The organism is Sphingobacterium bambusae, assembly GCF_033955345.1.
Taxonomy (GTDB): domain Bacteria; phylum Bacteroidota; class Bacteroidia; order Sphingobacteriales; family Sphingobacteriaceae; genus Sphingobacterium; species Sphingobacterium bambusae.
In genome coordinates this window covers 3,183,317-3,195,791 of the sequence record NZ_CP138332.1, presented here as the reverse complement: position 1 = coordinate 3,195,791, position 12,475 = coordinate 3,183,317, and the positions used below count along the sequence as shown (strand labels likewise).

Sequence of the window (12,475 nt, the reverse complement as noted above, 5' to 3'; positions counted from 1 at the left end):
CTCCTATTCTTTGTTATTATCAACGACTGTTAGCGCACCACAACGCCCCATAGCATTGAAAGCCGCGAAGACAAGACCTTTTTGATAAGGCAGGGCAGCTTCGTAGATTGGGCTATTTGCCGTTGGCGACTTGCCATCTGTTGTATACCGAATAAAGAATCCCGGCAATTCACAGTTTGCATATACGGATCCTTCACTAATTTTAACCCCAACGGATGGAATACGATAGTTTACGCCGCTCGTTACATGATCTAATTTCGGCAGCTCCTGTTTGCCCACAACACTATAAAAATTTGCAAGGGACTGATCAAACTGCTTCCGATATCTTGTAGAATCTGCTTCTGCTTCCCAAACCGCCTCTTTTGCCCAAGCCTTTTCAGCAAAGGCCAATAACCTCGGAAAGAGGAGATATTCCATTTGTGTGGGCGTTTTCACCGTTTCGGACCACAATAAAGCTTGTAGCCCAACAATGTTGCGCGCCCCCTCTTCCGTCAGCTTTTCAGCCCCTCCTAACGTAGCCGCGCTTAATGGACGATCCAAATAGTTCAACTGCTGATTCTTGAGGTAATTGTAAGGAATAAAGCTAAAGAGCTTATCCAGTCCGATAAAACCACCCCAGTAAAATCCGGGCTCATCAAACTTCTTATAGTAGGCCATGTCCATATAGAAATTGCTAACAAAAGAAAGCACTACTTTATAGCCCGCATTCGCCAATCGATACGCTAAATCTTCATTGCCCAAGAGATTATTCCATACATTGAGGTGAATATTATGATTTTTGAAATTCTCGTTGGGCATCCATTTCTTTTTACCGTTTGCATCTGCGACTTTATGTAGCCCCACCTCTTCCCAACCGGTCATGTAGAGATTGCGTTGTGCTAAAATCTCCTGTGCTCTTCCGAAGTAATAATCCCAAAGATCATCAGCGCTTTGCACCTTAGCATTGGAATGTTTCAATTTTTCCAATGCAGGCGATCTCTCCCATACGCCCTGTGGCACCTCGTCACCTCCCAGATGTACCGTTTCCAATTTAATGCCTGCCTCTTGATACATGGCCAATAACTCGTCGACGACCACCTCCAAAAAATTATAGACAGAAGGCAAGGACACGTCCATCACGTTATCGTTCCACTTCTGTACCGAACGGTACACCGAACTATCACCTGTATCGCGCAGCAAATACTTTCGAGCCTCCTGCATATCTCCTTGCTCAGCATATTTCTGATAGCGGTTCTCCATAGCTTGAATAGCGGCTCGAGCATGTCCTGGAGTCTCAATTTCCGGAATAATATCGATCTGTCTCTCCTTCGCGTAGCGTAAGAGTTCGATAAAATCAGCCTTTGAATAATGCCCTGACCCCGGAAGCTCGTCTATGTAGGGTCCAGAGCCGTATGAGGGAGGCAAACGCTCGCCCGAGCTGCCCTCGAGGTCTCCCCGCCTACCACCTACTTGGGTGAGCTCTGGCAAAGGAGGAATTTCCAAACGCCATCCTTCATCATCGTTCAAATGGAAATGGAGCGTATTCAACTTATAAAGCGCCATAAGATCCAATATTTTCTTGATCTGCTCCTTGGATTGGAAGTTTCGTGCCACATCAAGCATCAACGCCCTGCGCCCAAAACGGGGCGCATCGCTGATGGATACACAGGGAAGCAAAATCGAAGTAGCTTTATTCAACTTTTGCGTATAGATCATGGATTTAAGACTCTGCACCGCATAAAAGGCTCCTTTCCGATGAGATGCATAAATATCAACACCATCGGACTTCACTTCTAGCCGATAGGCTTCTTCGCCTAGGCCATCCACCTTATGAAGCACCAGGCCATACTTTGGCACATTCTTGTCTTTGGCCAATAGCGGAAAACGGGTTCCTAACAATGTATAAAACATGTCGTTCAACTGATGTGCCTCTTGGGCAAACGCAGGGTCGGAACAAACAAAAGCTCGATCGAAATGATAAGCCCCGCTTTTCGGGGTGTAGTGTTGGGGAGACGGAAACACCGACGGCAAAATTTCGGAATTATCGGATGGCAGGCTTTCGTTTTTGGCGAAAAGCCTAGCGGGCGTCATCTCAAAATCGCCACCCACGCGAAAGAACTTTCTGTCGTCCGCTGAGGCAAGAACTTTTACCTTCGGCAGGGGCTGCATATGCCCATTCGCCCACTTGATGTAAAACCCCTGTGGCGCGTCGTTTATATTGACCAACCAAGAAGCCGAGAGCATATTGTATCGAACGCTATCTCCCGGTTTCAACGCATGCATTTTCTCTTTTGCCTGCAACTTAAAAGAGTCGCCATTAAGATGAGTGATCGTCAACGATTGTTCCTGATTTTTAGGGCTAATGATACGGATGAAGTTAAAATAGATCTCCCAATCACCATGTAACGTCAACGAACTATTATTCTTGAGCTGCAAAACCGACAAGGCCTGCTCTTTTCCCAAGTAATTGTTCTCCAAAGGTTGCCAACTAACCTCCAGCGCAAGGGTATCACGCTGTTGACATATCCCGCTCTTGCCAAGCAAAAGCATGATAAACAAAAAGTAGATCGCCTTCATTCGTTTATTCATTTATTTGTTTCTTGATAGTCGTGCATGCAAAATTTTGATCTTGCTGTTTCTTAATTCATTCTCCTGTTGCAACTCTGCAGGATGCAGAACGGCACTGTTCAACTGCACAAACCGCTTGTCGAGGCTAGCCGTATCCAATCGTTCCAGTCTTGCTAGAATATTGGGAATATCATTGTCGCTAAAACTGGCAGCATTAACATCACGTTCGATTGCTGCATAGTGCAGATATTGCAGCCGGATATCAGCCATTAATCGGTAATGCTCAAATTCATCTTGATTCACCTTCACCTTCATTTTGCGCAATGTTTCCGAGACCAGAGTAGCACTGTCTACCAAAGCATCTAGTGAAACGTCGGCTGAACTGATCGTTCCTTGATTGATCTCATACGGTATAGCCTTCAAGACTTCCCAAAATCGCCTTGACTCCTGCCGGGACAGGCCATAGGTTTTCTCTGCGTATTGCTGCACAAAATCCACCGTCTGCAAAGGCTTTGGGTTCTTCAACGCTTCAAAATAGGCTGCAATCAACATATTAAAGCCCGAAATGGGGTACACCCGCCTTATGGTGTATAGGTCTACGATATCGCGAGTTGTTTCCCAAACAGGGGCATAAAGCCCCGAGGTAGACCAAGAAGTCATCACCATACCTTTGTAACCGAACTGCCTTGCGAGTGGTACAAAATCCCGGATGTTGGAAAAATGTTTATCCCATTGAGTCAGGAAATAATTATCTGGATGGCTTCGAATAGAGGGCGCTCCCCATATCTCAAACCCGCTCTTCAACAAATTATCATGCTTTCCGAACATATTAATGTCCCAACCATAATTCCAGTCCACAAAAATTGTTTCCTTCGGTAGCCCCTGCAGGGCGTCAGGATATTTCATGGCGATATCTGCCCATAACACCGGTCTCTTGCCGAGGCTCACGACGATATCGCAGAGCAGTTTGATATAATCACCATACAGACGACCTTTACCCACAGCCGCGACTTTCTTCTTCGAGGCCTCAGAGTGTCCCAAAAGATAAGTTTCATCTCCCCCTATATGAATATAATTCGAGGTATGGGTAGACACAAGATCCTTATAAAGATCCATGAACAGCTCTTTAGCAAGATCTTCTTTTAATGGGTTGATCTGCGAATAATCTTTTTGATCTTCACGCAGCTCTTTGTACCTGAAATGGCGAAGGATGTATTCAACATGGCCAAAACTCTGCTGCAGCGGTATCACGTCTAGCTGTATCTCTTTGCAATAGTTGATAAATTCTTTAATCTCCGCTCTGCTGTAGGCAAAACGATTGGCAATCAAAGGATGCTTTTCGAATGGATAAGTAGCCTCCCATTCCATGATCAACGTGTTAACACCGTGTTGTGATAGATTCCTTGCAAAGAGCTTTAGCGTGCTCATCGGCATCACTTGGATACGCAAATCCAAATGAAACCCTTTTACGGCAAAATCTTGATCTGGACTCTTCTGTGCCATTGTTGCGCTGAGGCTTAAAAGCAACAGCATGCAGGCAAACAGTAACGCGCGTATAATTTTATAAGATTTCATCATTTTACAGTTTTAATCCCATTGCATACTTCTTTAGAAAAGTAACAAAGTCGACATTCAGTTAGCGGCACGGTAACGTTACCGTAAATTATCCAAAAAAAGAAGGGGCAACAGCTCCTCCATAGCTTCGGTAACGTTAACGAAGGTAAATAAAAGCTTTTATGATTGCAAGAAAAATCAGGAAAGCTTTTATTTCTAATAAACAATTCTTGTTTTCAACCGAAGGTTACCTGAGCAGACTAGTTCTGGTAACCTTTCAAATTTTCCTTAGTCAGCAAATCGATCGGCATATAGTTAAGCTGCTTCATATCCACCCCATAAATCAATTTATTGTATAGCGCATTAATAGCACGATAACCTTGTTCTGCTGGTTTTTGGCAAATCAAGAAGTCGATAACATCATGCTCCAGATAGCGTACATTCTCAGGAATAAAATCATAGCCGATCAAAATCTTATGCGCTAAGTCATGTTCTTCCAAATAGCGAGCTACCGATGCAACGCGTGAGTTTGTAACGAATATGGCTTGGATTTGCGCTTCTTCTTTGAGCAAATCATCCAAGGCTGCTGCAATCGCCGAGTAAGCCGTGTCACGTATGTCCACTTTATGGATGCTACGTTCCAGTCGATTTATAGAAAAATACGCGCGCAAGCCTTCCTCCTTCCTCAGCAAGTGATGATGCGCGTCCATTTCCTTCGAAATATTGATCAGTAAAATATCGCCCTCGGGCGCTAAATAACGTAACAGATGTCCAGCCATTTTTCCACTTTGGTAAAGATCTGGACCGTAATAACAGCGCGTTTCGCGCTCGGGCATATCAGAGTTGATCAGCACATAGGGGATCCTCGTTCGATCACATGCATCTAGAAAAGCCTCTGCACGATCTACAAACATGGGCGCCAAAATAACCGCATCGAAACGTCCTTCAAGCACGTTGCCAGCTTGTACATCAAACGTAGCTGCATCATCTTGATCAAACAAAAATTCCTGAACGACGATACCATACTGTGCAACCTCTTGTGCGGCATTCCGCACACCTTGAAGAGGCAGCTCCCAAAAAGCAGATGCTTCAGACGCCGACGGAATCAACACTGCAATACGCATCTTCTTGTTGGAAGACAATCGACGGGCAAAGATATTAGGCTGGTAATCCAGCTCTTTTATAATCGCTAGAATTTTTGTTTTTGTGGCCTGCGAAACGCCTGTTCTATCATGCAGCACACGGTCGACCGTAGCAATGGAAACCCCTGCTCTGCGCGCAATCTCTTTAACGCCGACTAAACTTCTTTCCTGTCCTTCATCCATATAATAGTACATTTCTAAATCTTAATATCTTTGTTTTTATATCTAATGTCACCATTCACGATAGTCATGGCTATATTGATATCCGCATCAAACAAGACAACATCCGCATCTTTACCAACATCCAATGTACCCTTTCGATCTAATAGCCCAGCAATACGTGCAGGTGTCTCAGTCATCATCTTGACCGCATCCAGCAAAGGCACCTCACCTTCACGCATCATGGTACGCACCAATCGGTTCGCCGTGGCCACACTGCCGGCAAATGCGGTACGATCGGGTAGCTTGGCCACCCCATCTTCCACAATGACACGCAGCCCCGTGCGCTCATTCCCCAACACACTTTCACGAACATCCATTCCAGCCGCACGCATGGCATCGGTTACCAAAGCGATCCGATCGGGACCTTTGATTTTATAGATCAGCTTCAACAATGGCGCTGGCACATGAACACCATCCGCTATAACTTCAACATCCATTTCATCGATCAAATAACCCGCTTCGACGGTTCCTGCAATACGGCGAGCGTCTTTCCGTGTGACACTAGACATCGCTGAATAGAAATGGGTAGCAAGGCTGTAACCCACGTTAAAACCGGCCAAAGCTTCATCATAAGTTGCATCGGTATGTGCTAGGGCAAGCAACTTTCCACAGCTTTTCACATAACGACCAAACTCCAGCGCTCCAGGCAGTTCCGGCGCCGCACTCCAACGGGCAATATCATCGGAATAGGCCATAATCTTCCTATATTCTTCCGGATCAGGATTGCGGATGTAGGCTGGATTCTGCGCGCCACGTTGATTAAGGGCAAAATAAGGACCTTCCAAATGTACACCAATAAACTCAGCACCTTTCGTATTGCATTTTTTTGCTTCCGAATAGGCGTCCAAAATACGAAAAAGGTCGGCTAGCTCACTGGTCAAGGTAGTCGGACTCAGCGCTGTCGTTCCAAATTTCACATGCGTTTCAGCTACCTGCAGAAATGCGTCAACGGTACCGTCCATAAAATCTGCTCCGCCCCCACCATGCACATGCAGATCAATAAATCCGGGAGCAATAAATAATCCATTTGCATCTATCCGCTCCACATCGTCACCCCATTCAGCTATACAACCGGGCGATACAATTTTGCCAGACATCATTCCAATGGAAGCCTGTTCCAGCACTCCCTGTGCGGCTAATAAACGTCCATTAAAAATAATTTTTTTAGTCATCATAAATCCGGTAACGTACACGAAGATAGTAAAAATGAAAAAAAACGCGCATATAATCGTTAAAATAGCATTTTCGTTTTTGAGGCTACATGGTAGCTACAGTATCAGCAAATATCGAACTATCCTCGCATTGCAAGGGCTTACAACCATGTATCCGCCAAATTTCACCTGTCCTATCTTAACAAAACGTCAAAACGAAATGTTGTATCTGCACAATAAACCTTTCCAATGCCATTGGGCGATGACTGACTGGACGCCCCTGCCGCAACAAATAAATGTTTTACACAACAGCGCATATGACATCTCAATCGTCGGTCGAAAGATGGGCAAGCATAGCTGTATCTCTACAAAAATTTAAAAAACACGACAAGAAACCACATTTTTACCGCTATCCTATACTACAACGATTTTTAAGACATCCTTAATGATTACCTTTGCAAAAACGTTAAACCGTGTTAAGCAAAAGCAAACCATTATTCTACTTAAGGATTTTCGTAACAGGAACATTAATAGCTTCTTTCATTTTCCTTAGCTATTTATTTGTACGGCAATATTTAGCATTTGAAAAATTGAGCGATCACGTCACAGCTGCAAACAGCTACAGTGAAGATCGATCTACAGCTCTTTACGGGTTATTTGTAGAATACAGCGAAGCTGACAATCTATTTCGACTTTTCACGACTAATTTCGATATGGAAACCTATGATCGCTATAATAGCAAGCTGGATGACATTAAAAGAACAATCGATTCGCTTTCCAATCTCCCTGAAGCTTATGACAAGATTGTTGGAGATCTCCAGACACTCGAAGAGAAAAAAGCGACCGAACAGGAATTTATCCAACTTAGAAAGACAATTAATGATCTTGTATTTCTTTCACAGGATTCACTAAAGATTTTACAGGATGTTAATCAATGGTCTGTCCCGCGCACCAAGCGTATCAGCACCGATTCCATCGTCAGCCGTATCCTAGCCGATACCGCCGCGCAGAAAATAACCCTGGATACGGTAGTTCGCAAAAAACAAGGACTTCTGAAAAGAATATTCAAAGCACAGGATGAACTCGTGGTTTCCAATTCCGTGACGCAGTATTTCAACAACAGCCAAATTGATGCAATGTACCGGAATATTGAAAATCTGAACAACGAGCAGCAACGGATTTATACACGTGGATCGGGTATACTAAAAAATCGATTCCGCGCATTGATCCACAAGGAACGTCAAGTTATCCAGGCGAACTATCGCTTACTGAAGGATCTAAGGAACGGCATCCAAAATCTGAAAGAACAAAATGTCGAGCAAACCCGAATGTTCGACAAAAAAGGTATCGCAGCGCATAGGGAGAACAGCCAAGAATTCAAGGAGCAACTTATCGTGGCTCTTAGTATTATGCTGGTCATGCTACTGCTTATCTTTTTTTATCAATCCAATGCAAGTCGGTACCAAAAACGATTACGCCTTGAAAAAGAATATGCAGCGCGCATAGCCGAAGAGAAAACAAGTATATTATCCAATGTAAGCCATGAAGTGCGCACGCCAATTTCATCTCTCCTTGGTATCATAGAGGTGCTTAAAAGTGAGCATAATGATCATCAGTCTGGCGCAAACTACCTTGATGCTGTCGTACAGGAGATTACCATGATAAATAGCTCCATTAATGACATACTGAACCTTAGCAAGCTGGAAGCGGGTAAATTAGAAGTGAAGAATGCATATTTCTTCCCACATCGCGTTCTACTCGATACATTGAAACTTCACCGTCATCAAGCGCAAAAGAAAGGCTTATCTCTGGAAGAAAACATTAACATAGAAGAGGGCATGGAAATTCTGGGAAGCGCCTTCCGAATTAAACAGATCGCCTCCAATCTTCTTTCTAACGCTATTAAATATACCGAAAAAGGAACAATATCGCTCACGGCCGATCTCGTTAACGTGGATAAACAGCAAAAACTAGTGATTAGTATTCACGATACTGGCATAGGCATATCAAGAGAGGATCAACGTCACGTCTTCCGCAAATATTACATGACCGGCTCCGAAGCCAAATCGAGTTTCGGCCTCGGGCTATACATCTCGAATTTATTTGCCAAGCAACTTGATGGCCGGATTGCTGTAGAAAGCAGTTTAGGTAAAGGCTCCACCTTCCGTTTAGAAATCCCGTACCACAACTATCGCAATGCAGGCTCCAAAGAACGGCAATACACTTTAGCCAGCCTGCCCAGCACCCTCAACATTGCCTTTATCGACGACAACGAGATCAACTTGATGTATCTCAAGCATCGTTTTGCAAACCTACCGAATCAAGTATCATTTTTTACTGACCCCGCAGAGGCGATTGCACATGTAAAAGTAAACAATGTGGACGTTGTTGTCACGGACATGCTGATGCCTAACATGAATGGTTGGTCAGTTTTAAGCAGCATCAGGAAGGATAGCGCTGATGTCAACGTATTCCTTTGCACGGCGGACACAGAAAATATAGAAGCCTATAAAGGCGACTGCACCTTTCAGTTTGACGGCACCTTGACCAAACCCTTGAACGAACACGAGTTCATATCCAAATTATTGGAGACGAGAATTTTCAAAAACCCCTTAAAAATGTTCAATACGGATTAAGCCTTTCGCTAAACTTGTCGTCAAACAATAAAAAGAACCAACTATATGTCAAGAAACATTTTATTTTACGCAGCACCACTATTTCTGTTCTTCATCGTATCCTGCGGAGCGATGAAATACCAAATGATCAATGCGGACATGAGCAGAATAAGCCTTGGCATGCAGCAAGACACCGTTATTCAGCGTATCGGCAAGCCAAATCATATCGTTATCGCTCAAAAGACGGAAGAAGGGGAACTAGAGGTTTATGAATACCTTCGCAGGGAACTAAATCTTATCACCGAGAAGCATGAAGACCGTCCGATATGGATTTATTTCATTGACAAAAAGGTAGTTGAATGGGCTCCTGGAGAAGATTGGCAGATGGGTAATGCGATGACGCAGAGCTGGCTAGAACGTTATAAACAACGGAAAAGATAATGCAGACAAAACGCGACAGGCGGTACGTAGCTAATGCAACCCAATACCACCTGTCGCGTTTTGAAACAACTTTTTTAAACCATGAAATTAGGAAATCCAATTATCCGTGAGCGCCTAATCGACGTCTTCTGCCAGTAGAAATTCCTCAACTTTTTCAACCATCTCCAAGCTTCCCATAAAACAGGCTGAGCGTTGATGAAGCGTCTTTGGTTCTATATCCAAAATGCGCTGTCGCCCATCTGTTGCTTTTCCACCAGCCTGCTCTATAATAAAGGCAATAGGATTACACTCATACATCAACCGCAGTTTTCCGTTTGGATGGGTAAAGGTCGCAGGATATATAAAGATCCCACCCAACAGCAGGTTACGATGAATATCTGCCACCAACGACCCAATATAGCGTGAGGTGTATGGCCTATTCGTTGATGCATCTTCCTCTTCACAATACTTAATGTATTTCTTAACACCAGACGAAAACTTTCTGTAATTACCTTCGTTAATGGAGTAAATATGTCCTTTGGTTGGAACCTTCATGCAAGGATGGGACAAGCAGAATTCACCAATACTGGGATCAAGCGTAAAGCCATTCACCCCTTTTCCGGTTGTATAAACAAGCATGGTGGAAGATCCATACACGATATACCCTGCTGCAACTTGTTTGGATCCTTTTTGAAGGATATCCTCCATCGTTGGCTTACCACCTAAAGAATCACGCCTGTAAATAGAGAAGATCGTTCCCACAGAAACGTTCACATCAATATTACTGGAGCCGTCCAATGGATCGATACACACAATATACTTAGCGTTCTTTGAAAACTCCCAATCAATATCGACAGGAAGCTCGTGCTCCTCAGACGCTACCACACAACATTCCCCTCCACTTTGCAGAGCTCGAATAAACTGCTCATCGGCGTATACATCCAGCTTTTTTTGCCCCTCACCCTGCACATTTACTTGTCCGGCGTCCCCTAAAATATCCACGAGTCCAGCTTTATTCACTTCTCGATTAACTACCTTTGCGGCAATACCTATATCCCGCAATAAACGGGACAACTCTCCCTTGGCATATGGAAAATCCGCCTGTTTTTCGATAATAAATTGTCCTAAGGTTTTAAATGTAGCCATGGGTTAGTCGTTTTAATCTATGTAATTATTTAAAGATAAGGTTCAAAAAAAAGAAAACCATCCTGTGCTGTCGAAAACAAAGAAGAGGATTCCGCTATTCGACTGAAACTTCTACTTTCCCCGAAAAGATACGCTCTGGATCTCCAAAAAGAGCCAAACTTTCGATCATCACACCCAAATTAGGTCGAACCACACGCCGAAATCGCCTCTTCCCGTTGACAAAAACCACAATAGACTTCCTATAATCGACCTTATCTAAATAAATTGCAATCTTACCATCAACCTGCCCACGGATCGTTTTTGTGGTTACATGGTAAACATTACCTTGCTTTACCAAATGAAAGAGCAGTCTACCATCTGCACTATGCAAATGATCCAGACGCACATAACCGAAGCCTAGACGGTACGCACCATCTATTGGGTAATACAAAAATGAAAGCGTATCTGGATAAATCTTGCGCGTATGTTGCGACAGCCAAGAAGAAACATCCTTATAGTCGATTCCGTGTCCCCGCCCCTTCTGCACGTTCACAACATGCTTAAATTGACCGGGATTAAAAAGCGATGCACTATCCAATCGACGTCTCCAATCCAATCCCATTTGATTTCGGCCAAAACCCCTATCGTCCTCACCAACTTCAATGCGAATCGCTGTATTACGTAAATTCTCTATTGGTGCCGCCTCAGCTGTTTCGGGACCAGCCATAGGACCTATTCCGGCAAAATAATCTGCGTAGAAAGTGCCCATGCGAAAACTACCGTAGCCGCCTTCTGAAATCCCAAGGATATAGGTTCTATTTGGGTTAACTTCTTTCGATAGCGCGGCCAATTGCCACGCCCTCAACCAAGCCATTTGCTGTGGCTTCAAATACCAACGTCCTTTTTTATCATTGGCCATCCTAGGTACGAAATAATAGCTTGGTGCATCCGCATAACGTCGACCGAGCATTTTCGCAGCACGCCATTCTTCCGTATTAAAATCTGCTCCCCAAGCTGTGGAAGCAGAAGGGTCACTGCCGCCACCATGCAAATTGATAAAAAACGGGTATCCAGACAGCGGACGACGCCCTTTCGTGAAGGTCTCCACTTTCATACGTTCATCCGAGGGCAATTCCCAAATAAACTCTTTACCCAAACTATCGGCAACCATAAAACTTGACATTCGCGCTTGATTCGCGACCACCCAAAGCGACCACAATTTCGATTTGTTTTCTTCCAAATCACTAGTCTTAACCCATTGCCGATAATAGCTAGCAGACAGCTCGCCTAACCGCTCTACTTCCAAGTTGCGCAGAAAAAAACTCTTGACATAGGCAGTATCCGCTACTTGCGGAGACATTACGCCCAGTCTCTTATCCCGATGATTCGACATCAATAAACCCGTTAAAAAAAAGCACTGTGTTATTAACAGAAGAGCAACAGCCATTTTCTTTTTCATCTTCAAAACATTATTTAATTGATCTGCGTACAAACTTGGTAATTATAAACATATTATTAATATACAAAAAAAGAACAACCGATTGCGTAAAATTAAACAAAACAAAATTTCACAAAGAAAACAAAACAGCAAAACAAATAACCAAAGAGCTAATATCAGCAAACAAAAACACACAAACAACAAAAAATTAACATCAAAAACTTATGTTTTAAAAAAAATTTATATATTTAAAAAAACAAA

The 12,475-nt window shown here is 43.6% G+C and carries 9 protein-coding genes; 3 read left to right on the top strand and 6 right to left on the bottom strand.

Annotated elements, in window-relative coordinates; genetic code table 11:
- Positions 1–3 precede the first annotated feature (3 nt).
- The 4 genes from SCB77_RS13300 to nagA form a co-directional block, all read right to left on the bottom strand.
- Positions 4–2,568, bottom strand: a complete 2,565-nt coding sequence (locus SCB77_RS13300; protein WP_320182494.1) for a family 20 glycosylhydrolase — start codon at positions 2,566–2,568, stop codon at positions 4–6.
- Positions 2,569–4,125, bottom strand: a complete 1,557-nt coding sequence (locus SCB77_RS13295; RefSeq protein ID WP_320182493.1) for a beta-N-acetylhexosaminidase — start codon at positions 4,123–4,125, stop codon at positions 2,569–2,571. It lies immediately after the preceding gene.
- Positions 4,126–4,361: 236 nt separating this feature from the next.
- The gene (locus tag SCB77_RS13290) at positions 4,362–5,438 is read right to left on the bottom strand and encodes a LacI family DNA-binding transcriptional regulator (RefSeq protein WP_320182492.1); all 1,077 of its coding nucleotides are present in this window, start codon (positions 5,436–5,438) and stop codon (positions 4,362–4,364) included.
- 2 nt (positions 5,439–5,440) lie between these two features.
- Positions 5,441–6,637 carry an N-acetylglucosamine-6-phosphate deacetylase gene (nagA, locus tag SCB77_RS13285; protein ID WP_320186624.1) on the bottom strand — a complete coding sequence of 399 codons (1,197 nt, stop codon included), beginning with the start codon at positions 6,635–6,637 and terminating at the stop codon, positions 5,441–5,443.
- Between the two features lie 569 nt (positions 6,638–7,206).
- On the opposite strand from nagA, the gene SCB77_RS13280 reads away from it, so the two are divergent.
- Both SCB77_RS13280 and SCB77_RS13275 read left to right on the top strand, forming a co-directional pair.
- A complete protein-coding gene (locus SCB77_RS13280; protein WP_320182491.1) occupies positions 7,207–9,252 on the top strand; it encodes an ATP-binding response regulator in 2,046 nt (681 codons plus the stop codon).
- A gap of 45 nt (positions 9,253–9,297) precedes the next feature.
- Positions 9,298–9,672 (top strand): hypothetical protein, encoded by a 375-nt coding sequence (locus tag SCB77_RS13275; RefSeq protein ID WP_320182490.1) that lies wholly within the window; start codon positions 9,298–9,300, stop codon positions 9,670–9,672.
- A 114-nt stretch (positions 9,673–9,786) separates the two neighbouring features.
- Here SCB77_RS13275 and fbp read toward each other — a convergent pair whose 3' ends face one another.
- Both fbp and SCB77_RS13265 read right to left on the bottom strand, forming a co-directional pair.
- A complete protein-coding gene (gene fbp / locus SCB77_RS13270; protein ID WP_320182489.1) occupies positions 9,787–10,797 on the bottom strand; it encodes a class 1 fructose-bisphosphatase in 1,011 nt (336 codons plus the stop codon).
- A 94-nt stretch (positions 10,798–10,891) separates the two neighbouring features.
- Entirely contained in the window at positions 10,892–12,169 is a 1,278-nt protein-coding gene (locus SCB77_RS13265) for a hypothetical protein (protein WP_320182488.1), read from the bottom strand.
- A gap of 26 nt (positions 12,170–12,195) precedes the next feature.
- On the opposite strand from SCB77_RS13265, the gene SCB77_RS13260 reads away from it, so the two are divergent.
- Positions 12,196–12,426, top strand: coding sequence for a hypothetical protein (locus tag SCB77_RS13260; RefSeq protein ID WP_320182487.1), 231 nt, complete (start codon positions 12,196–12,198; stop codon positions 12,424–12,426).
- Positions 12,427–12,475: the final 49 nt, after the last annotated feature.

What these genes read in the sequence shown, in the direction of transcription:
- SCB77_RS13300 (WP_320182494.1), bottom strand. Translation starts at nt 2,568, where the DNA reads ATGAATAAACGAATGAAGGCGATCTACTTTTTGTTTATCATGCTTTTG.
- SCB77_RS13295 (WP_320182493.1), bottom strand. Translation starts at nt 4,125, where the DNA reads ATGATGAAATCTTATAAAATTATACGCGCGTTACTGTTTGCCTGCATG.
- SCB77_RS13290 (WP_320182492.1), bottom strand. Translation starts at nt 5,438, where the DNA reads ATGTACTATTATATGGATGAAGGACAGGAAAGAAGTTTAGTCGGCGTT.
- nagA (WP_320186624.1), bottom strand. Translation starts at nt 6,637, where the DNA reads ATGACTAAAAAAATTATTTTTAATGGACGTTTATTAGCCGCACAGGGA.
- SCB77_RS13275 (WP_320182490.1), top strand. Translation starts at nt 9,298, where the DNA reads ATGTCAAGAAACATTTTATTTTACGCAGCACCACTATTTCTGTTCTTC.
- fbp (WP_320182489.1), bottom strand. Translation starts at nt 10,797, where the DNA reads ATGGCTACATTTAAAACCTTAGGACAATTTATTATCGAAAAACAGGCG.
- SCB77_RS13265 (WP_320182488.1), bottom strand. Translation starts at nt 12,169, where the DNA reads ATGTCGAATCATCGGGATAAGAGACTGGGCGTAATGTCTCCGCAAGTA.